Origin of the sequence: Pelotomaculum sp. FP, assembly GCF_004369245.1 — a bacterium.
In the GTDB taxonomy this organism is placed as follows: domain Bacteria; phylum Bacillota; class Desulfotomaculia; order Desulfotomaculales; family Pelotomaculaceae; genus Pelotomaculum_C; species Pelotomaculum_C schinkii.
Window position 1 is genome coordinate 1 of sequence record NZ_QFGB01000058.1, and the last position, 21379, is coordinate 21379.

The window sequence follows — 21379 nt, forward strand, 5'->3', positions numbered from 1 at the left end:
TTCTGGTGACAATGTCGGAGGGGGTACACCCGTTCCCATCCCGAACACGGCAGTTAAGCCCTCCTGAGCCAATGGTACTTGGGACGTCGGTCCCTGGGAGAGTAGGTCGTCGCCAGATTAATTTTAAAAACCTCACGGTTGATACCGTGGGGTTTTGTTTTTTGGATTCATTGACAAGGATAATTTTATTACATATGGTATTAATAACCGGTTTTAGCTCTATAGAAATCCTGGGGAATGGAGTGGTGGATTTGGATCCATGGGTTGGTAAGCAGATGTGGATATGGGAATTGGAGCTTGCAGAAAAGGGTGTAATAAATAATATTATCACCAAAGCAGTAAGCTTGGGCTTAACAGGGTTACTCGTCAAAGCATGGGACGGTAAAAATTATTGGAATCAATTAGACAAGATTGCCGGTCCTGCAAAAAATGCCGGATTGATAGTCGGCGCGTGGGGTTACAGTTATGGCAATAATATTTCCGGTGAAATAAAATGCATGGAAAAGGCAGTCAAGGGTGGAGCTGACTGGTTGATTATCGACGCGGAAACAGAATATGAGAACCAGAATGGTGAGAAAAAAGCAGCTGCTTTATCCGGCGGGATCTCTTCATCAACAATAATGAAAAATGTGAAGCTTGGTTACAGCACGTTTGCCCTCCCGGTATATCATGCTCAATTTCCATATAAGCGATTTTCAGCTTTTTGTGATGTGGCATTGCCGCAGGTATATTGGGGCGATTTTAGGATGCCACCGGAAGATGCTTTAAAGGATTGCGTTCAGCAGTACAGTCAATTTGGACGCCCATTGGCTCCAGTCGGCCAGAGTTATGAAATTATAAGATCTGGGGAAATTGTACGTTTTATAAAAATCGCAGGTGAACTTGGAGTACCGGGAATTAGCTTCTGGAGTTGGCAGCATGCAAGTGATGTCATGTTAAATGAAATCAAAAGCTTACAGTGTGCTTCAGCCAGCCCCTGGGCCGGCGCTTCGTGGAATAAGGCAAAGCTAAAAGGCATTATGGACGGCACGGAGCCGCAAGGTAATGTCACTAGAGAGATGTTGGCCGTTGTATTGGATAGGCTCGGTCTGCTTCAGTAAAGCAAGAATCCACAACTAAGAATAGCAACCATTGAATATATAAATAGCATGTCATACTTTTTATTGGATAAGGACAGCAGATAGAAAATAAAATTGATGCAGGATATTGTAAAATATTTCTATAAAATGTATAATATCACTCCTATTTTATGAATTACCGTTTGGCTGTTAAGTGCATTACAGTGATACTGCTTTACAGTCACATAAAACAGTAGTTGAAAAATGTCAATGCTATATGGAATAATTATTATCGTGTATTTCAATCCGTATTACGATCAAAAATCAGGGTAAGCTAATAGCGTTTGGCCGGACATCTTTTAGCTGCTGCAGCGGCACGGCGCTTGACTTCAGTCTAAGATCGTAGTATATTAATGTGCGTGGAAGCTATGGATCCGTTTCGTTCCTCGATAGCTCAACGGTAGAGCAACCGGCTGTTAACCGGTAGGTTGTAGGTTCGAATCCTACTCGGGGAGCCATATGAAAATTATGACCGTGCTGTGCGCACGGTTTTTCTTTTTATTTGGCAAAGTTACCCTCTTTTTCACGTTTAGGGTACAGATAAGCGGTAAAAATAGATAAAAGGTATTCCAAATAGAGAAAATTTTTATTATAATAAGGTTAAGGTCAGTTAAGGTCAATGCAGTAGCTTATTTTGGGGGTGGTTGCAGGGTATGTCCAATATTTCCGACCTGATCGAGCAGTATCTCAAGAGCCTGATTTCAAATAGCCCTAAAGATTTTGTAGAGGTCCAGAGGAGCCAACTGGCCATGCGTTTCAGTTGTGTTCCCTCCCAGATTAATTATGTTTTAACCACCCGGTTTTCAGCCGGTCACGGTTACCTCGTAGAAAGCCGGCGGGGCGGCGGCGGGTATATCAGGATTGTGAAAATACCTCTGGATCAAAAAGTGGATTTAATCCTGGATATATGTGATTTAATCGGCGACGCCATTTCCCAGCATGAAGCTGAGGGACTGCTTGGTCGTCTTGTCGAAGAAGAACTGATCTCGCTGCGGGAGGCCAGGATCATGCAGGCGGCAGTTGGTCGCTACCCGCAGCTCCTGGAGGCGCAAACCCAGGAACAACTACGTGCGGCAGTACTTAAAGCGATGGTAACAGCGGTTCTAAGAGATTAGCGCCTGTATTGAAGGAGGTTTTGAACTATGTTGTGCGAGCGCTGCGGACAGCGGCCGGCAACGGTACACATCACCGAGATTATCAACGGGAATAAGAAAGAGACCCATGTCTGCCAGGCCTGCGCCGGAGAGGTCCAGCCCCAGGGTTTTGGCTTTGCTCCTCAACTGAACCTGAATAATTTTTTAGCCGGTTTTTTGCATGAACTTGGCGGGGCCGGCAGCAATCAGGTGATGGACACCGGCCAAAAGTGCGGTCAATGCGGCATGGCTGAAGGACAGTTTGTTCAGCAGGGCCTCTTGGGTTGCGGCAGTTGTTATTCCCATTTCGAGGATAGGCTCCTGCCGCTCTTACGAAGGATTCACGGCAATATCCGGCATACCGGCAAGGTGCCGGAACGTACCGGGGGACGCGCCAAAGTATTAAAAGCTATTGAAAGTCTCAAAGGGCAGTTGCGGGAGGTTATCAGCCGTGAAGAATTTGAACAGGCTGCCGATCTTCGCGACACCATCCGCCAGCTGGAAAAGAAACTCGAAGAAGGAGGTGAGGCTTGATGCCGATCAAGCAAACAGTAAACACCGCCCATAGCGCCTGGATGGACGCCGAGGGGCAGGGGTCAAACATCGTTATCAGCAGCCGGGTCAGAGTAGCCCGTAATCTTGCCGGCATACCTTTTCCTCATCTCCTCGACCAGACCCGGGCGGAAGAGGTTATTCACGCGGTCAGGCTAGCTATTGCCAACGACGAGGCCAAGCATCTGCTCGGCTCCCTCGAATTAAGCATGTTGGGCGAATTATCCCCGGTTGAAAGGCAAATACTAGTAGATAAGCATTTAATCAGCCCGGAATTCACGAACAATTATCAATCCAAAGCGATTGTCCTGCGTGATGATGAAGTGGTCAGCATCATGCTCAATGAAGAAGACCACCTGCGGCTCCAGTGCCTCTTGCCCGGCCTGCAGCTGAAAGAGGCCTGGGAAATTATAGACAAAGTCGACGACGGTTTGGAGAAAACGCTTGACTATGCTTTTTCAGAAAAATTGGGCTATCTGACCACCTGCCCTACCAATGTAGGTACCGGGATGAGAGCTTCAATTATGCTGCACCTGCCGGGTCTCACACTTACCAAACAGCTGGGTGTGGTGCTTAGCGCCATCAGCAAACTGGGACTTACCGTACGGGGACTTTATGGCGAGGGAACAGAGGCCCAGGGGAACCTGTTTCAGGTCTCCAACCAGATTACTTTGGGCCAGTCGGAAGAAGAAATCTGCAATAACCTCCTGGTCAGCACCCGGCACATCCTGTCCCAGGAGCAGACCGCCCGCATCGCCCTGTACCAGCAGCGCCGGGAGGCAGTCGAGGATCGCGTTTACCGCGCCTACGGGACATTGAGATATGCCAGGGTCCTTACCTCGGAAGAAGCCATGCGGCTGATTTCCGACCTGCGCCTGGGCGTTGACTTAAATATTATTACAGGGATCAATCCCAGCAAATTAAACGAGCTCATGATCAAAATTAGACCGGCTTTTTTATATAAGGTTAACGGGAGAGAGCTGCCGGCGCAGCAAAGATATGCTTTCAGGGCGGCGCTGGTGCGCAAGGAATTCGAAAATTTACCCCAGTGATGTGATTTAGGAGGTGCAATATGAAAGAGAGATTCACGGAGCGGGCAAACAAAGTATTGTTGTTGGCCAAGGAAGAAGCTATAAAAACTACTTGCCCCTATGTTGGGACGGAACACCTGCTGCTCGGACTGATCCTGGAGGGTGAGAGCCTCGCTGCCAAGGTCCTGGGAGCGGTAGGTCTCGATCCGGAACGGATACGGCTTGCGGCAAGCCAGATGGTCGATACTCCCCCGGAAGCGACCACGCCTGATCCTTTTCTGACGTCCAAGGCTAAAAAGGTGCTGGAGCTTTCTGTTGATGAGGCGCACCGGATGGGCCACAGCTATGTTGGACCGGAACACCTGCTGCTCGGGCTGATTCGGGAAGGAGAGGGCGTGGCCGCCCAAATTTTAGGTGCCTACGGAGTCGATTACCGTAAGGGCAGGGCTGCTCTGGTCCACCTCCAGGGCGGTCAGAGTCCTGTTGAGGGACCGGCTCAAGGTGACGGCAAAAGCAGCGCTACACCCACCCTGGACCAGTACAGCAGGGACCTGACCGTTATGGCCAGGGAAGATAAACTTGACCCGGTCGTAGGCCGGGAAAAGGAAATCGAGAGGGTCATTCAGGTTTTAAGCAGGCGCACCAAAAACAATCCGGTCCTGATCGGTGAGCCGGGGGTCGGCAAGACCGCCATTGCGGAGGGGCTGGCCCAGAGCATTAAGGCGGGCACTGTCCCGGAGACACTGGCCAACAAGAGAGTGGTTACCCTGGATATGGGCACACTGGTGGCAGGCACCAAGTACCGCGGAGAGTTTGAAGAACGGCTGAAAAAAATAATCGAGGAAATTCGCACACACGGCAATATTATCATGTTTATCGATGAGCTCCACACTCTGGTTGGGGCGGGCGCGGCAGAAGGGGCCATAGACGCCGCCAATATTTTAAAACCGGCTTTGGCCAGGGGAGAGCTGCAGTGCATCGGCGCTACCACTTTGGACGAGTACCGCAAGCATATAGAAAAAGATGCGGCTCTTGAGCGCCGCTTCCAGCCCATTACCGTGGCAGAGCCCTCGGTGGATGAGACCATCCAGATCTTAAGAGGCTTAAGGGACAAGTACGAGGCGCACCACCGGGTTAGATTTACGGATGCGGCTTTGGAGGCTGCCGCGAAGCTATCCAGCCGTTATATCACCGACCGCTTCCTCCCCGACAAGGCCATCGACCTTTTGGACGAAGCCGGCTCGCGGGTCAGGCTTAAGGCTTTTGTCGCTCCGCCTGAATTAAAGGAAATGGAAAAAAGGTTGGAGATTTTACAAAAGGAAAAAGAAGCCGCTGTTAACAGCCAGGAATTTGAGAAAGCCGCCGAATTCCGTGATCAGGAGCAAAAGCTTCGGGCCTCACTGAAAAGCCTCAGGGAATCCTGGAAGCAACAAAAGGTCGGGGTTGACCTCGTTGTGGACGAGGACGACATTGCCCATATCACCTCCAGTTGGACCGGTGTCCCGGTGAAAAAGCTCGGGGAGGCCGAGTCCGAGAGGTTGATGAAAATGGAAGAAGTCCTGCACCAGCGGGTGGTGGGTCAGGACGAGGCGATCCGCGCCATATCACGGGCGGTAAGGCGTGCCCGGGCCGGCTTGAAGGACCCCAAACGGCCGATTGGTTCCTTCATTTTCCTCGGGCCGACCGGTGTCGGCAAGACCGAGTTGGCCAAGGCCGTGGCCGAAGTGCTGTTTGGCAGCGAGGACGCCATGGTCAGGCTTGATATGTCCGAGTATATGGAAAAATTCTCTGTATCCCGCCTGGTAGGGGCGCCTCCCGGCTATGTGGGCTACGATGAGGCCGGCCAGCTTACCGAGGCAGTCAGGCGGCGCCCCTACACGGTGGTGTTGCTGGATGAAATTGAAAAGGCCCACCCCGATGTGTTTAACATCCTGCTGCAGGTAATGGAGGACGGCAGGCTCACCGACGCCAGGGGACGTACTATCGATTTTCGCAACACGGTGATTATCATGACCTCCAACGTGGGTGTGCATACCATTAAACGGGAAGCTACGCTGGGCTTTAAGACCGGTAAGGAAGCCGAAGACAAATACGAGGACATGAAAAGCAAAGTGAACGAGGAACTGCGGCGGACCTTCAGACCTGAATTCTTAAACAGGATTGATGAAATCATTGTGTTCCATGCTCTATCCAAGGAACATATCCGTGAGATCGTCAGCCTGATGCTGAAAGAAGTCGCAGCCAGAATGAAGGAAAATGATGTTGAAATCGAAGTCACCGAACCCGTCAAGGACTTGCTTGCCAAAGAAGGGTTCGATGAGAATTACGGGGCCAGGCCACTCAGGCGCGCCATCCTGCGCCTGGTTGAGGACCGGCTCTCCGAAGAACTGCTTAAGGGTACCTTCAAACGCGGAGATCGTGTGCTGCTTGATATGGAAGGAGAAACCGTGACTATCAAGAAGGTTGCCGCAAGCCATGTGTAGCAAGATAAATTCTCTTCCCGGCATGGACAGCTGCCCTGAAAATGCAGGTGCGAATTCATTCGCACAAGTGTTGCATTAGTCATAAAGTACGGCTAACAGGCCGTGTTCGATTGAAATCGCGCCTGCAACCCTTGGTATTCATCCTATGGGGTGGCATGCCAGTTGCGTGAGGAGATATCTGAAAATTCAAGGAGGAGAACAAGTGAAAAAACCCGCCCTGGGTATCCCAATCATTATTATAACCATCTTCCTGTTTATGACCGGCTACGTCAACTTTGTTATTAACGGAACAAAGCAGCCGGAAGCGCCGCCGGAGCCCCCCGTTATCAGCATGCAGACTCCTGCCGCGACAGCCCCGGTTCAAGAACCATCCCCAAACGACTCATCCGGCTTAGCGCAGTCCGCTATGCCTGCGGATAAAGAAATTAAGAGTTGGACAGGACGGTTTGCCGGGTACGTTGACAACAACTTGATGGTTATTTATGTCGGGGACGAGGCTAAGACTTTCCTTACCCCGCCGGGATTTACCGGGGCGGGCCTGACCAGGGGAGACAATGTTTCCTTTGACTTTTTCCATGACAAAAACGGACAGCCGGTGCTGTCTGCGATCACGAAGCTTGTACCGTCGGAGTAAGTCTATATGAACAGCGGAATGGTTCTCTTTTGCAAAATAGGCGTAAGGCGCAGCTTATACTGCATTTCTTGCTGGTCAGGCGTAGGGCGTAATTCTGTAGTGCATTTCTCTGTGGTCGGGCGTAAGGCGTAAGCTTATGGGGCATTCCTCTGTGGTCAGGGCGTAAGGCGTAAACTTATACTGCGTTTCTTATTGGCCGGGCTTTTGGCGCAAAAGAGGATATTTTGTATGAGGCGATTATGGCCCTTGGTTATAGCCAAAAATGTAGGTGCGATTTTAATCCCACAAAAACTGCGAAGCAGTTTAAGGCTTTTAATGCATTCCCTTGGGATTGTGTGCGAATGAATTCGCACCTACATCAATTTGTATTACGCCATATGCCTGACCAAAGAGGAATGCCCCTAAGCCTACGCCCTAAGCCTGACCCAAAAGGAATACAGAATAAGCTTACGCCTGACCCCAAAGGAATACAGGATTCGCTACGCCTGACCCCTAAGGATTACAGCATAAGCTTACGCCCCACACAAAAGAAATGCAGTATAGGCCTAAGCCTGACCCACAAGGAATGCGTATAAGCTATTGTAGGTTATTCTTGGGAATGTTATAATTTAGAAACAATTACTACATGGGGATTTCTGTCAATGCGTGTAAAATCTAAATTTCGCTGCCAGGAATGCGGGCAGCAGTCGACTCGCTGGCTGGGCCGCTGCCCGGGGTGTGGCGCCTGGAACAGTTTGGTGGAAGAGCCGGATCAGCCCAAGACTGTCAGCCCTGCGGCAATAAATGGATTGCTTGAACCATGTCCCGTAACCGAGGTGCCCGCTCAGGAAGAGGAACGCTTCCCCACCCGGATGGCCGAAATGGACAGGGTTTTGGGCGGAGGTCTGGTGCCGGGTTCCCTGATTTTAGTGGGGGGCGATCCAGGCATAGGCAAGTCCACCCTGATGCTGCAGGTTGCCCACCTGCTCAGCTGCAGAATGCCGGTACTGTACATATCAGGAGAAGAGTCGGCCCGCCAGGTGCGCCTCAGAGCCGAACGCCTGGGGGCGCTGTCGCCGGGGCTGCTCTTGGCCTGTGAAACGGATATTGATCAAGTTGAGAGACACCTCCGGCAAATCTCTCCTCCCGTGGCGGTGGTTGATTCCATTCAAACCATGTTCAAGTCCGACCTTGCTTCCGCTCCCGGCAGTGTCGGCCAGGTGCGCGAGTGCGCCGCCCAATTGATGAGGCTTGCTAAGACCACCGGAATATCGATATTTTTAGTCGGCCACGTTACCAAAGAAGGGATGCTGGCCGGCCCCAGGGTGCTGGAGCATATGGTGGACACGGTGCTTTATCTGGAAGGGGACCGGCACCAGTTTTTCCGTATCCTGCGTGGTGTTAAAAACCGGTTTGGCTCAACTAATGAAATCGGTATATTTGAAATGAGCGGCGCCGGCCTGGTCGAGGTAGCCAGCCCGTCCGCCATATTTCTTACCAAACGCCCCAAGGGGGACGTACCCGGGACCGCCGTGGCGGCCGCTCTTGAAGGGAGCAGGCCGCTCCTGGTGGAAATACAGGCGCTGGTCTGTCCGACGGGCTATGGTACTCCCCGCCGCATGACAGCCGGTGTGGACTACAACCGGGTGGCTCTGATAACCGCCGTGCTTGAAAAAAGGATGGGTTTCAACCTGGGTAACCAGGATATCTATGTCAATGCCGTAGGGGGCGTAAGGTTGGACGAACCTGCGGCAGATTTAGCCGTGGCCTGCGCGCTGGCCTCGAGTTTTAAGGATATTCCGGTGGATCCGGGCCTGGCATGTGCCGGGGAAACCGGCTTGACCGGCGAATTGCGCCCGGTTACGGGTGTAGAAAAAAGGATCAGAGAGTCGTTTAAAATGGGTTTTAGCCGCTTTCTGATGTCGAGCCGCAGCGCCGCCCTGTCCGGGGACGATTACGGCTTACTCAGAGCGGACACTCTGGCCGGGGCGTTGGAAATGGCTTTATTGGCGTGAGGTGAACCATGAAGGAAGAAAAAGCGGAAGACAGGCTATTACGGGTGCTTCGTTCGGTAGCTCCGGGCAGGCCTTTGCGGGAGGGACTGGAGAATGTCCTGCGGGCCAAAAATGGAGGGCTAATCGTCCTGGGCGAAAACCCGGAGGTTATGGAAATCACAGAGGGCGGCTTTGTGATTAACGCCGATTTCAGTCCTTCCAATCTCTATGAACTGGCTAAAATGGACGGCGCCATAATCCTCAGCAAGGACGCCAAAAAGATTCTGGCAGCCAACACCCAGATGATCCCCAGTCAAAACGTTCCATCCAGCGAAACGGGTATTCGCCACCGTACCGCAGAGCGGGTGGCCAGACAGACCGGAGCCCTGGTTATCGCCATCTCACAGCGCCGGGGAATCATTACTATCTATAAAGGTACCCTTAAATACGTCCTGAGGGACCTTGGGGTAATCTTGACCAAGGCCAATCAGGCTATCCAAACCCTTGAAAAATACCGCTCGGTATTGGATAAGTTCCTGGTGGGCTTAAGCGTTATGGAATTTCAAGAGACGGTCACCCTTTTTGACGTTGCCAAGGCCATCCAGCGGGTGGAAATGGTCTTAAGGGTGGTAAAGGAAATTGAAAGATATACCACCGAACTGGGAGTGGAAGGCCGGCTGATCACCATGCAAATGGAGGAACTGGTATCCAATGTCGAGGAAGAGGGCCTCTTGATCATCCAGGACTACGCGACCACCCTGGCCGACAAGACGCCTGCCGCCATCCTGGGCGTAATCGGCAGCTGGCCCGCCGAGGACTTCCTGGATCTCTCCTTGCTCGCCCGCGCCCTGGGTTACCCGGGCAGCGCCAGTATCCTGGACCAGCACGTCGTGCCGCGGGGCTATCGCATTTTGCAGAAGGTACCACGGCTGCCCTTGCCTGTGATTGATAACCTTGTTAAGACCTTTGGGGCATTGAATAAAATATTGTTAGCCACTATTGAGGAACTGGATGAGGTAGAGGGCATAGGGGAGGTCCGTGCCCGCTCCATCAAGGAAGGTTTAAGCCGCTATCGCGACCTGTTGCTGCAGGATAGACACAGTTAAAAAAGGAAGCAGGGGGACGGTTCGGAAGCAGGGGGACGGTTCTTCTGCTTCCTTTTGTTTTGGGAAGCAGAAGAACCGTCCCCCTGCTTCCCCTGGGAGAAAATGATAAAAATATTCCCAAAATGATGTTGACACTATGTTAAGGCTATGCTAAAATTATAGTTTATTTGACAAGGGATACCTTTTATGCTATACTTTAAACGTGGTAAACTTCTAAGGAGGGTACGGCCTTGTTCAAAATAGGAGATAAAGTGGTGTACCCGATGCACGGTGCTGGAGTCATCGAGGCCATCGAGGAGAAGGAAGTCCTCGGGGAAAAGCGTCAGTATTATATACTGCGGCTCCCTGTCGGCGATATGAAGGTGATGATTCCAATCAACAATGGTGAAGGTGTTGGACTCAGGGAGGTCATTGACTCGGAAGGCGTCAAAGAAGTTTTGCAGATCCTGCGCCAGCAGTCTTCGGCCATGTCTCCCAATTGGAACCGGCGGTACCGCGCCAATCTGGAAAAAATAAAAAGCGGCAATGTCTTTGAGGTTGCCGAGGTGGTGCGTAATTTAATTAAAAGGGACCGTGAAAAAGGCCTTTCCTCGGGTGAGCGAAAAATGCTGGAGAACGCCAGGCAGATTTTAATCAGCGAACTGGTTCTGGCTACAGAACTTGAAGAGGATAAAGCGCAATCGATGCTCGACGGTGCCTTCGCCTAATGGCGCCAGGTTAAACTGGCGCTTTATTTTTATATGTCGCTAAAACTCCATTATTTTTGCTTGATGTGCGATTCCTTAAACAAATATAATAGAGCTATATAAAATTGTTCAGAGTATCGTTAAATTTAGAAAGGGGGTGAAAAAAAGACAGTGAAAAAAGCAGTTTATTTTATTTTATTGGCTGCTTTTACCGGTTCCGGTGTGGCTTTTGGTTTTTTCCTGGTTAACAGTGGCCTGGTGGCCTTTTTAACCGACCTGCCTCAACATTTCAGGCTTGGGGTGGTGGGCTTATCCACCCTGATCGGCCTGCTTGCCGGAATTCTGCTGGCCCGGCCGCTCATGAGCGGAGCAGTGCGATTGACTGTAATTGCCGAGCAGTATCTGCAGAGGACCCCGACTCAGGATCTGGTCATGGGCTCGGTCGGCTTGATTATTGGACTTATAATTGCAAATTTGATAGGCAATCTCCTGTCCTTTTTAGGTCCTGTCGGTAAGCTGGTATGGATTCTGATTACACTATTTTTGTCTTACCTTGGCTTAAGCATCGGCATCAAAAAGCGTGAAGAACTACTGGCGCTGTTCGCCAGTTTCCCCAAGTTTGGCAAGGACCGGGCTTTGAAATCCGAGCTCAAAGCGGGGCATTTTAAGATTCTGGATACCAGTGTGATTATTGATGGACGGATCGCCGAACTGTGCGAAAGCGGCTTTATTGAGGGAGTTATGCTTATTCCCGCCTTTGTGCTGGAAGAGCTGCGCCATATAGCTGACTCTCCCGACCTTTTGAAAAGGAACCGGGGCAGGCGGGGCCTGGATATACTTAATAAGATGAGGAAAGATGTTGACATAAAAGTCCAAATATACGACAACAACCGGGGACTGGAAGATGTCGCGGAAGTGGATACCAAGCTGGTCAAGCTGGCTCAGAAACTGGGCGGCAAAATCATTACCAACGACTATAACCTGAACAAAGTTGCAGAACTGCACGGTGTTAAGGTTCTAAATATCAACGAGCTGGCCAACGCCGTGAAGCCGGTAGTTCTGCCGGGTGAGGAAATGGTGGTGCAGTTGGTCAAGGACGGAAAAGAGATGGGCCAGGGAGTTGCCTACCTGGATGATGGTACCATGATCGTGGTGGACAACGGCAAGCGTTATATGAACCAGACTATCCCGGTGCTGGTCACCAGTGTTCTCCAGACTGCCGCCGGGCGGATGATTTTTGCCAAGCCCAAGTATGAAAAACGCGGCGAAGGACAAGCTCATCTGGGTGAGGTGAACGCCATTGGTTAAGGTTGCCGCTGTGGTGCCTGCCGCCGGTTGCGGGAGCCGGATGGGGTCGGATGTGAAGAAGCAGTTTATTGCTCTGGCCGGGGCGCCTATACTGGGGTACGTATTAAGAATTCTTGAAGCCAGCAAGCTGGTGCAGGCCATAGTGGTAGCCGTAGGCGAAGGTGAAGAGGAATATTGCCGCCGGGCTGTGGTCGACAAGCTGGGGCTAAAGAAAATAACAGCCGTCGTACAAGGTGGTAAAGAGCGCCAGGATTCCGTTTACAGCGGCCTCCTGGCGCTTGCGCCTGATACGGATATTGTGGTCATACATGACGGGGTCCGCCCCCTGTTGAGCGATGAAAACCTGGAGATGGTCGTCGGGGCCGCCCTTGCGTTTGACGCCGCAACCTGCGCCGTGCCTGTAAAAGACACGGTTAAACTAGCCCGGGAGGACGGTTTTGTGGCCGAAACCCTGCCCAGAAACAGGCTGTGGTTGACCCAGACACCTCAGGCTTTCCGTTACGGGGTTATTCTGGACGCGCACCGCCGCGCTCATGAGGAAAACTTCAGGGCCACGGACGACGCGGCGCTGGTTGAAAGGCTGGGGATGGCGGTGAAATTGGTGGATGGCAGTTACCGGAATATCAAAATTACAACTCCCGAAGACCTCATCGTGGCTTCGGCCCTGCTCGAGGCCTCTCAGGCCGGGGGTGGTCAAAAATGAGGGTGGGGTTTGGCTATGACGTCCACAGGCTGGTGGAAGGAAGGCCGCTGGTCCTGGGGGGTGTCGAGATCCCATATGACAAGGGGCTTTTGGGGCACTCCGACGCGGATGTGCTGGCGCATGCCGTTATGGACGCCCTGCTGGGCGCCGCCGGGGCTGGTGATATCGGCCGGCATTTTCCCGATACCGATGAACGCTATAAAGGAATTAGCAGCCTGATCCTCTTGTCAAAAGTCGGTGAAGTGCTGAACGAAAAGGGTTTCACGGTGGGGAACATAGACGCGGTGGTTGTGGCCCAGAGACCGAAACTGGCTCCCTATATGGAAGAAATGAAGCTAAAGATGGCGGAAGCGCTGGGGATTAGCTCTTCCAAGGTCAACGTTAAGGCAACGACGACCGAGGGACTTGGCTTTACCGGTACCGGCGAGGGTATTGCCGCTTATGGCGCGGCGCTTCTAGAAGGCGGTCCGGGGACTTAGGGCAGTTGCCCGGCCGTTATCGCGGCGCCGTTCGTCATCAACCTCATCAGCCTCATCAGCCTCTTTCGAAAAGGCTTGACTTGCGGGCTTTCGCACTCACATTTTTTTATGAATTGCTATTGACCATTTGCCTGCCGGATAAAACAGGTGTTATAATAAGCTACGATAAAAAAGGGTCATTTAACCAGCCGTTAGATATGACTTCCGGCTGATTTGCGCCTTAAGGAGGAACCATTTTGTTGCCGGTACGAGTCCGTTTTGCGCCGAGTCCCACCGGTCCCTTTCATATCGGGGGGGCCAGATCGGCGTTGTTTAACTGGCTTTTTGCCCGCCATTACGGGGGCGCTTTAATAGTCCGGATAGAGGATACCGATCTGGAGCGTTCTACCAGGGAATCTGAGGAAAACATCCTCAATGCCCTGCGCTGGCTTGGCCTGGACTGGGATGAGGGGATCCAGGTTGGGGGCCCCAACGAGCCCTATCGCCAGACGGAAAGGCTGGACCTTTACCGCCGGTATGCAGACACCTTACTGGAAAGCGGCCAGGCTTACCGTTGCTATTGTACGGAGGAGGAACTGGCAGCCGAGCGGGAAGAGCTTTTGGAAAAAGGCGAGATGGTCCGCTATATGGGCCGCTGCCGCAACCTCACGCCGCAAGCGCGCGCCGCCCTGGAAGCGGCAGGCCGCAAGCCGGTGATACGCTTTAGGGTGCCGGAAAACCATGTCATCCAGGTCAACGACCTCGTCCGGGGCGAGGTTTCATTTGATTGCAGCGGCATTGGCGACTTCATTATTGTAAAATCCGACGGTATTCCCACCTACAATTTCGCTGTGGTCATAGATGATCACACCATGGGAATCAGCCACGTAATCAGGGCCGAGGAACACCTGTCGAACACACCGCGCCAGATTTTAATTTTCGAAGCGCTGGGCTGGCAGATCCCGGAGTTTGCCCATGTGTCGCTGATCCTGGGCCAGGACCGCAGCAAGATGAGCAAGCGCCACGGCGCCACCGCTATTGAGCAGTACCAGGCAAAAGGCTACCTGCCCGAGGCCCTGGTTAACTTTCTGGCGCTGCTGGGCTGGTCCCCCGGAGGAGAAGAAGAGGTTTTTTCCCTGGAACAGCTGGTGGAGCATTTTTCTCTGGAGCGAGTGTCCAAAAGTCCCGCCGTTTTTGACCTCGATAAGCTAAACTGGCTCAACGGCCACTATATCCGTACCGCCTCCCTGGAACGGATTACCGAACTGGCCATACCATATTTAGAAGAGGCAGGCTATATAAGTCAACCGCTTACTGCTAAGAGGTATGAGTGGGTTAAAATGGTGGTTGCCTTAGTACGGGATTATTTGAACTGTCTGGAGGAAATCACGGACCACGCCGCTATTTTCTTTAGCGACAAGGTCGACATAGAAGAATACGAAGCCAGGGAGATCATGGCCGGCAACCAGGTCCCGGCTGTTTTGCAAGCCCTCAAAGCCAAGGTTACTACAGGTCCCGCCCTCACCGAAGCAGGCGCCAGACTTCTGCTCAAGGAAGTCGGCAAAGAGCTGGGCGTCAAAGGCAAAGAAATTTTTATGCCGGTCCGGGTAGCGCTGACCGGAAAAACCCACGGACCCGATTTAAACCGGATCATGGCCATCCTCGGCCAAACCGGTGTCGCCAACCGCCTGGAACAGGCGAGGGCTTATACTGCAATTCTTAATGGTCAGGCGTAAGCTAATACTGCATTCCTAATGGTCAGGCGTAAGGCGTAGGCTTATACTGCAGTTCTTATGGGTCAGGCATAGGGCGTAAAGCTATTATTTTGCAATTCTTAATGGTCAGTTGTAAGGTGTAGGCTACATAGTGGGTATTTTACATAATATAATGTGAAGCTTATGTCTTTCAAGACCACAAAGGAATGCAGTATATATCTACGCCTTACGCCCTATGACTTACGACCTGCAAGGGGGTATTGGCATGTTCGACCGGCTGCGCAAGGATATCCGGGCTGTGATGGAGCGGGATCCCGCCGCCAAATCCGTATTGGAAGTGGTCCTGTGCTATCCCGGTCTTCACGCTGTTCTTATGCACAGGCTCGCGCACGGTTTTTTTCGCCGGGGCTGGTTTGTTATCGCCCGGCTCATTTCCCAGTTCGCCCGTTTTATAACCGGTATCGAAATTCACCCCGGCGCCAGGATCGGAGAAGGTTTTTTTATTGACCACGGCTCCGGCGTCGTTATCGGTGAGACTGCTGAAATCGGGGACAATGTTACCGTCTACCAGGGGGTTACCCTGGGGGGGACAGGCAAGGAAAAAGGCAAAAGGCATCCCACAATCGGCAACAACGTAATGATCAGCGCCGGCGCCAAGGTCCTTGGATCCTTTACGGTTGGTGACAACGTCAGGATTGGCGCCGGTTCTGTGGTTTTAAAGGCCGTGCCCTCCGACTGCACTGTGGTCGGAGTTCCCGGCAAGATCGTTGTTATGGACGGCCATAAAGTAGATCCCCGGCAGGCGCCCGGCGAGGTAAACCTGCGCCACGATCAGCTTCCCGACCCTGTTACAGACGTGCTTGTATGTATGCATAAAAGTATAGAAAGGTTGGAAAAGCGGGTCAGAGAACTGGAGGACCAGAATCTTCAACTGGCAGGCCTGCGCCGGGAGGAACTGACGGGCTGCCGAGAGAGGTGTTTCTTAAAAGATGGAGATTTATAACACCCTGACCAGGCGGAAGGAGACCTTCCAGCCGAGAGACCCGGGCCGGGTCGGCATCTATGTCTGCGGCCCGACGACCTATAACTATGTGCACCTCGGCAATGCCAGGCCGCTGGTCTTTTTTGACACGGTACGGCGGTATTTTGACTACAAAGGCTACGAGGTAGTTTACGTCCAGAACTTCACCGACGTCGACGACAAGATTATCAACCGCGCCAGGGAGCAGGGGGAGGACCCTCTCGCTTTCTCCCATATGTATATTAATGAATATTTTAAAGACGCCGACTCCCTTAACGTCCGCCGGGCTGATCAACACCCCAAGGTATCGGAGCATATTCCCGACATCATCGGGACTGTTGAAGCGCTGATCAAAAACGGCTTTGCTTATGAAGTGGACGGGGACGTCTATTTTGCAGTGCGCAAGTTTGAGCCTTACGGCAGGCTTTCCGGCCGTACCTTCGACGACATGCAGGCAGGCGCCCGGGTGGATGTGGATACCCGCAAGCAAGACCCCATGGATTTTGCCCTTTGGAAGGCCGCCAAGCCGGGCGAGCCGTCCTGGGACAGCCCCTGGGGACCGGGCAGGCCGGGCTGGCACATCGAGTGCTCGGTCATGTCGCAAAAATACCTCGGGACCAACTTTGACATCCATGGCGGAGGCAGTGACCTGATCTTTCCCCACCATGAAAATGAAATCGCTCAGGCTGAAGCGGCAACCGGAGAACCTTTTGTCCGCTACTGGCTGCATAACGGCTTTATTACCGTAAACGACGAGAAAATGTCCAAGTCGCTGGGCAACTTCTTCCTGGTCAGGGACATCCTGTCCAAATTTTCGCCGGAAGTAGTCCGCTTTTTCCTCCTCTCCACTCATTACCGCAGCCCCCTCGACTTTGCCGATGAAAACCTGGTTTCTGCCGGGAAAGGGCTGGAAAGGATCAAGACCAGCATCCGGCTGTTGACCGAAGCCCTGGAGAGGAAGGGAGAAGTTTCCACCGCCCGCTCTGTTTCCGGCTGGGCGGCAGACTTAACAGCCTCCCTTGAAAACTTAAAAGCCGCCTTTGATTCCGCCATGGACGATGACTTCAACACTGCTCTGGCCATGGGAGTCATCTTTGACCTGGCCAGAGAGGTCAACAGCGCCGTCCAGAAGGCGGGAAACGAGGTCTCCGGCCCGGACCGGGAGGCTCTCCGGCGCGCTTATGACCTGTTTCAGAATTTCAACGGGGTCATGGGGCTTTTTAAGGTTGAACCGCAAAGCGGCAGAATCCTTTTAGATAGTGACGCAGGTGATGGTTCCAGCCTGGCGGAAGGGTTAATCAACCTGATTATTGAGATCCGGCAAGAAGCCCGCAAGAAGAAAGACTGGGCAGTCGCCGACCGGATCAGGGACGGTTTGAAAGAACTTGGCGTGGTCCTTGAGGATACTCCTCAGGGCGTTCGCTGGAAGAAGCAGTGATGGGGGTTGAAAAATATTCAACCAGGTGAACTGCCGGCGCTGGCGCTGGCTTACATCGGGGACGCCGTCTATGAACTGGCCGTACGTTCCCACCTCGTCAACAGCGGTATTTCAAGAGTCAACCGCCTGCACGATGAGGCCGTAAAATTTGTGCAGGCGAAAGCCCAGGCCAGGCTGCTCAGAGAGCTGGAAGGGATCCTCACACAGGAAGAAACAGCTGTAATTCGCCGCGGCCGCAACGCCAAGTCTCCCCATACCCCCCGCAGCGCCGGTGTGATCGATTACCGGCAAAGCACAGCTTTCGAATGCCTGATCGGCTATCTCTACCTCAAAGGCGACAAGGACCGCCTGGACGAAATCCTGTCCCTGGCGCTGGAAATAGGACGTGGGACGTGAGATGACCCGTGGCTAACCCAGTAAATGTAGGTGCGAATTCATTCGCACACGACCCCATAGGAATACCGTATAAGCCTACGCCTTACGCCTGACCAATAAGGAATACAGTATTAGCCTACGCCCGACCAAAAAGAAATGCAGGTGTTACGAATGGGTGTTAAAAAACTAAGCGTCAGCCTTTTAAAACATACCCCCGGCCCCGAAGAAGCTATCGCTATGGGGGCCAAGCTGTGTTACTCACCGGCGGGACTCGAGGAGCTGAAGCGAGGGGTTAAAGAAAGAGATCAGGGTACCTTTTTAGCGCGGCTGATCGACTCCGGACACCTATCCCCCATAGAGCACGCCAGCTTTACCTTCGGTATCGAGGGAGTCTCACGCAGCCTGCTGGCCCAGATTACCCGTCACCGCATCGCCAGTTTCAGCGTCAAGTCGCAGCGCTATGTCTCTGAGGTAAGCGCTCAAAATGAGGACGGAGTATTCGGCTATATCGTGCCGCCGCGCATAGAAGCGCTCGGTCCCGGGGCTGTTGAAGTGTTTAAGAAACAGATGAAACAGGTGCAGGAGTGGTACGATTACTGGGTGGAAAAGCTCGGGAACCACGGTGAGCCAACCTATGAGGACGCCCGCTTCGTTTTGCCCAACGCAGCCGAGACGAAGCTGCTGGTAACCATGAATGCCCGCGAACTGCTGCACTTTTTTTCGCTGCGCTGCTGCAACAGGGCCCAGTGGGAAATAAGAGCCCTGGCCGTTGAGATGCTGCGCCTGGTCAAAAAAGCTGCGCCGGTTATTTTCCGCGATGCCGGGCCAGGCTGTGTCAACGGACCCTGCCCGGAAGGCAAAATGAGCTGTGGTAAAATTACCGAGGTAAGGGAACAATTTAAAAATGTTTAGTATTACATAGACATCCAAATTACTGAAAGCAAGCCCACTACCGATTGGTAGACAGAGAACTGTCTTTATTACACTTATTACAAAAATTCTTCTCGAAAAGGCTTGACTTGCGGGCATGGGGTTATCCGGAGTGAACGTAGCACCTGGGTGCGTTCCTTAGCGCGTGCGTTGCTTGCAGCAAAGCTTAAATAGCGCGTAGCTGCCGGATGGCTGTCTGCAGATGCGGTCGGTATGACGTTCTTATTGAACAAGTGGAGAATTGCGAAGAGAACGGAGGATAACCCCATGACCACTACCCCAGAGGCTTTTCGAGAACTAGTCTCTGGACCAGGGCTGGTCGAGGCTGTGCGATGTAGGCGATTTTAATCGCACACGGCGCGTCAGCGCCGAACTTATGTGACTAATGTAACATTTGTGCGAATGAATTCGCACCTACATTTTCTGGGGTACTACAAGTGTTTTTCATAAGGCAAGCCATATTGTAATTTTAAGTAGTTTTCAAAAGGAGAGACTTCGCCTGGAAGACGTCATTGCAGGACGCAACCCGGTCCGGGAAGCGCTGCGGTCCGGCCGCCCCATCAATAAAATATTAATCGCCGAAGGGCCTTTGTCCGGGCCCTTGATGGAAATCTACGGCGCGGCCAGGGAGAAACACATCCCCGTGCAGAAGGTGGACAGGCAGCGGCTGGGCAAATTCGCCCCCGATGGCGCCCACCAGGGTGTGATAGCCCTGGCAGCCGCCAAAGAGTATGTGGAAGTGGAAGACATCCTGGCTGGAGCCGGTCCCGGTGTACCGCCGTTTCTGATCCTGCTGGATGAGATCAACGACCCGCATAACCTTGGCGCCATCCTCCGTACCGCTGACGCCGCCGGCGCGCACGGAGTTGTCATTCCGCGCCGCCGCTCCGCCCCACTGACGCCAACTGTAGCCAAGGCATCGGCCGGGGCCATTGAATATGTGCCGGTGGCCAGGGTCGCCAATATGCCTCAGACTATCGAAACATTGAAAAAGCAAGGCCTCTGGATGGTAGGCGCCGATCCGGAGGGACAGGAACTTTATTGGGATGCCCGCCTGGAGGGACCGCTTGGCCTGGTCATAGGCGGTGAGGGCAAGGGCTTGGGCCGTCTGGTCAAAGAGCGGTGTGACCTCCTGGTGCGCCTGCCCATGTCCGGTCGTGTAAACTCATTAAATGCTTCAGTTGCAGCCGCCCTGCTGGCCTATGAAGTAGTGCGCCAGAGGAGAATCGCTTTAAATGAAGGGTCATCTCATCGTTGACGGTTATAATATTATTTATGCCTGGCCCGAATTTAATAAGAACAGGGAAACCGGGTTGGATTACGCCAGGTCAAAGCTGGTGTCCATACTTGCCGACCACGCGGCTCTAACCGGGTTGAAAGTGGTGGTCGTCTTTGACGCCCACCAAATTAAAGGCGGCGCTGAAAGAACGGAAGTTGTAGACGGGGTGGAGGTAATTTACACCCAGCAGGGGGAAACAGCCGACTCACTGATCGAGCGCATGGCCGGCTCCTTTCCAGAGGACGGGGGGACGGTATATGTAGCCACCTCGGACTGGGCCGAACAGGTGATCATTTTTGGCAGGGGAGCGTTTCGCCTGACTCCAGGTGAACTGCGCGAGCAAGTGCGGCGGACCAAAGAGGAAAGCAAGGTCCACTACCAGCAAAGCAAGCCGGTGGACGGTTACCTGGAAAACCGTTTGCTGGAAAAGGTGCGCTCCAAATTTGAACAATGGAGGCGGGGAAAGGGCTAGCCCGTCCAATTTTACCTTGACGAGCTTCCACCGCTTCGTTATAATAAGTTAGGAACCTGACCGAAACTATAATCAACATATGCCTAGCCCCGTGAAAAGAAAAAGTGCATTCCGGGCTGAAGGCCTGGGCATTGTCAATTAGCGAGGGTGGGGTTTTTTATTTTTTTTCTCGTTGGTTGATGGGAAAAAGAGGGGGAGAATAGTGATTTTTCAAGCCCAGACGGAAGTTTACAACGGATTTCAGCTGCTGGTTGACGAAGAAGTTGTGGAATTTGCCCGGGAGGGTGACGAAATAGCCCTGGAATACCTGATTAATAAGTACAAAAATTTTGTCCGCGCCAAAGCCCGATCATATTTTCTGATCGGGGCCGATCGCGAAGACATCATCCAAGAAGGTATGATCGGGTTATATAAGGCAATCCGGGACTTCCGGATGGACAAGCTATCCTCATTCAGGGCTTTTGCCGAGCTCTGCATTACCAGGCAGATTATCACTGCCATCAAGACTGCCACCAGGCAAAAGCATATACCGCTGAACTCCTACGTCTCCCTTAACAAGCCCATATACGATGAGGATTCGGACCGCACCCTGCTAGATGTACTATCGGGTTCGAAAATCACGGATCCCGAGGAGTTAATAATCTCCAGGGAAGAGTTTGACGATATCGAAGAGAAGATGGGCGAGATCTTAAGTTCGCTGGAGTGGAAAGTCTTGATGTCCTACCTGGAAGGCAAGTCCTACCAGGAAATCGCCGAAGACTTAAAGCGCCACGTCAAGTCAATCGACAACGCGTTGCAGCGCGTGAAGCGGAAACTCGAACGCTACCTTGAAAAGCGCGAAGCATAACCAGTTAACTGACAGGTTGCCTTTAACCGGCGGTTAAAGGTTTTTCTATGCTGGCTAAGCCGATATGGCTGCTGTCCGGGACCCACTTGGAGACGGAGCCAATTTATTTCAGGTTGA

At 52.6% G+C, this 21379-nt stretch carries 20 protein-coding genes, 1 tRNA gene and 1 rRNA gene; all 22 read left to right on the forward strand.

Annotated elements, in window-relative coordinates:
* The first annotated feature begins 1 nt into the window (after position 1).
* A 5S ribosomal RNA gene (gene rrf, locus Psfp_RS17325) occupies positions 2-118 on the forward strand.
* Between the two features lie 1383 nt (positions 119-1501).
* Positions 1502-1576, forward strand: a tRNA-Asn gene (locus tag Psfp_RS17335).
* A gap of 195 nt (positions 1577-1771) precedes the next feature.
* Positions 1772-2233, forward strand: a complete 462-nt coding sequence (locus Psfp_RS17340) for a CtsR family transcriptional regulator (protein WP_134219785.1) — start codon at positions 1772-1774, stop codon at positions 2231-2233.
* A gap of 27 nt (positions 2234-2260) precedes the next feature.
* A complete protein-coding gene (locus Psfp_RS17345) occupies positions 2261-2785 on the forward strand; it encodes a UvrB/UvrC motif-containing protein (protein ID WP_134219786.1) in 525 nt (174 codons plus the stop codon).
* Complete coding sequence (locus Psfp_RS17350; protein WP_134219787.1) at positions 2785-3855, forward strand: protein arginine kinase; 1071 nt, start codon at positions 2785-2787, stop codon at positions 3853-3855. Before Psfp_RS17345 ends, Psfp_RS17350 begins: the two co-directional genes overlap by 1 nt.
* A 20-nt stretch (positions 3856-3875) precedes the next feature.
* Positions 3876-6317, forward strand: coding sequence for an ATP-dependent Clp protease ATP-binding subunit (locus Psfp_RS17355; protein WP_134219788.1), 2442 nt, complete (start codon positions 3876-3878; stop codon positions 6315-6317).
* 202 nt (positions 6318-6519) lie between these two features.
* Positions 6520-6951, forward strand: coding sequence for a hypothetical protein (locus Psfp_RS17360; RefSeq protein ID WP_134219789.1), 432 nt, complete (start codon positions 6520-6522; stop codon positions 6949-6951).
* A 641-nt stretch (positions 6952-7592) separates the two neighbouring features.
* The gene (gene radA, locus Psfp_RS17365) at positions 7593-8945 is read left to right on the forward strand and encodes a DNA repair protein RadA (RefSeq protein ID WP_134219790.1); all 1353 of its coding nucleotides are present in this window, start codon (positions 7593-7595) and stop codon (positions 8943-8945) included.
* Between the two features lie 8 nt (positions 8946-8953).
* Positions 8954-10030, forward strand: a complete 1077-nt coding sequence (gene disA, locus Psfp_RS17370) for a DNA integrity scanning diadenylate cyclase DisA (RefSeq protein ID WP_134219791.1) — start codon at positions 8954-8956, stop codon at positions 10028-10030.
* Between the two features lie 230 nt (positions 10031-10260).
* Positions 10261-10737: a CarD family transcriptional regulator gene (locus Psfp_RS17375; RefSeq protein WP_134219792.1), complete on the forward strand. Its 477-nt coding sequence runs from the start codon at positions 10261-10263 to the stop codon at positions 10735-10737.
* A gap of 150 nt (positions 10738-10887) precedes the next feature.
* Positions 10888-12024, forward strand: a complete 1137-nt coding sequence (locus tag Psfp_RS17380) for a PIN/TRAM domain-containing protein (protein WP_192895506.1) — start codon at positions 10888-10890, stop codon at positions 12022-12024.
* A complete protein-coding gene (gene ispD / locus Psfp_RS17385; RefSeq protein WP_134219793.1) occupies positions 12017-12727 on the forward strand; it encodes a 2-C-methyl-D-erythritol 4-phosphate cytidylyltransferase in 711 nt (236 codons plus the stop codon). The genes Psfp_RS17380 and ispD overlap by 8 nt, the downstream gene beginning before the upstream one ends.
* Complete coding sequence (gene ispF / locus Psfp_RS17390; RefSeq protein WP_134219794.1) at positions 12724-13206, forward strand: 2-C-methyl-D-erythritol 2,4-cyclodiphosphate synthase; 483 nt, start codon at positions 12724-12726, stop codon at positions 13204-13206. Before ispD ends, ispF begins: the two co-directional genes overlap by 4 nt.
* 5 nt (positions 13207-13211) lie before the next feature.
* Positions 13212-13418 carry a hypothetical protein gene (locus tag Psfp_RS21830; RefSeq protein WP_192895507.1) on the forward strand — a complete coding sequence of 69 codons (207 nt, stop codon included), beginning with the start codon at positions 13212-13214 and terminating at the stop codon, positions 13416-13418.
* 27 nt (positions 13419-13445) lie between these two features.
* Entirely contained in the window at positions 13446-14921 is a 1476-nt protein-coding gene (gene gltX / locus Psfp_RS17395) for a glutamate--tRNA ligase (RefSeq protein WP_134219806.1), read from the forward strand.
* A gap of 244 nt (positions 14922-15165) precedes the next feature.
* Positions 15166-15903, forward strand: coding sequence for a serine O-acetyltransferase (gene cysE, locus Psfp_RS17400; protein ID WP_134219795.1), 738 nt, complete (start codon positions 15166-15168; stop codon positions 15901-15903).
* On the forward strand, positions 15890-17359 hold the full coding sequence (cysS, locus tag Psfp_RS17405) for a cysteine--tRNA ligase (RefSeq protein ID WP_134219796.1): 1470 nt from the start codon (positions 15890-15892) through the stop codon (positions 17357-17359). Before cysE ends, cysS begins: the two co-directional genes overlap by 14 nt.
* 6 nt (positions 17360-17365) lie before the next feature.
* A complete protein-coding gene (locus tag Psfp_RS17410) occupies positions 17366-17755 on the forward strand; it encodes a ribonuclease III domain-containing protein (protein ID WP_134219797.1) in 390 nt (129 codons plus the stop codon).
* 150 nt (positions 17756-17905) lie between these two features.
* Positions 17906-18646: an FAD-dependent thymidylate synthase gene (gene thyX / locus Psfp_RS17415; RefSeq protein WP_134219798.1), complete on the forward strand. Its 741-nt coding sequence runs from the start codon at positions 17906-17908 to the stop codon at positions 18644-18646.
* 517 nt (positions 18647-19163) lie between these two features.
* Positions 19164-19922 carry a 23S rRNA (guanosine(2251)-2'-O)-methyltransferase RlmB gene (gene rlmB, locus Psfp_RS17420; protein ID WP_134219799.1) on the forward strand — a complete coding sequence of 253 codons (759 nt, stop codon included), beginning with the start codon at positions 19164-19166 and terminating at the stop codon, positions 19920-19922.
* Positions 19900-20415, forward strand: coding sequence for an NYN domain-containing protein (locus Psfp_RS17425; RefSeq protein WP_134219800.1), 516 nt, complete (start codon positions 19900-19902; stop codon positions 20413-20415). The genes rlmB and Psfp_RS17425 overlap by 23 nt, the downstream gene beginning before the upstream one ends.
* Before the next feature lie 202 nt (positions 20416-20617).
* Positions 20618-21262, forward strand: a complete 645-nt coding sequence (gene sigH, locus Psfp_RS17430; protein ID WP_134219801.1) for an RNA polymerase sporulation sigma factor SigH — start codon at positions 20618-20620, stop codon at positions 21260-21262.
* Positions 21263-21379 lie beyond the last annotated feature (117 nt).

Coding starts and splice junctions, on each gene's coding strand:
- Psfp_RS17340 (WP_134219785.1), top strand. CDS start 1,772: ATGTCCAATATTTCCGACCTGATCGAGCAGTATCTCAAGAGCCTGATT.
- Psfp_RS17345 (WP_134219786.1), top strand. CDS start 2,261: ATGTTGTGCGAGCGCTGCGGACAGCGGCCGGCAACGGTACACATCACC.
- Psfp_RS17350 (WP_134219787.1), top strand. CDS start 2,785: ATGCCGATCAAGCAAACAGTAAACACCGCCCATAGCGCCTGGATGGAC.
- Psfp_RS17355 (WP_134219788.1), top strand. CDS start 3,876: ATGAAAGAGAGATTCACGGAGCGGGCAAACAAAGTATTGTTGTTGGCC.
- radA (WP_134219790.1), top strand. CDS start 7,593: ATGCGTGTAAAATCTAAATTTCGCTGCCAGGAATGCGGGCAGCAGTCG.
- disA (WP_134219791.1), top strand. CDS start 8,954: ATGAAGGAAGAAAAAGCGGAAGACAGGCTATTACGGGTGCTTCGTTCG.
- ispF (WP_134219794.1), top strand. CDS start 12,724: ATGAGGGTGGGGTTTGGCTATGACGTCCACAGGCTGGTGGAAGGAAGG.
- cysE (WP_134219795.1), top strand. CDS start 15,166: ATGTTCGACCGGCTGCGCAAGGATATCCGGGCTGTGATGGAGCGGGAT.
- cysS (WP_134219796.1), top strand. CDS start 15,890: ATGGAGATTTATAACACCCTGACCAGGCGGAAGGAGACCTTCCAGCCG.
- thyX (WP_134219798.1), top strand. CDS start 17,906: ATGGGTGTTAAAAAACTAAGCGTCAGCCTTTTAAAACATACCCCCGGC.
- Psfp_RS17425 (WP_134219800.1), top strand. CDS start 19,900: ATGAAGGGTCATCTCATCGTTGACGGTTATAATATTATTTATGCCTGG.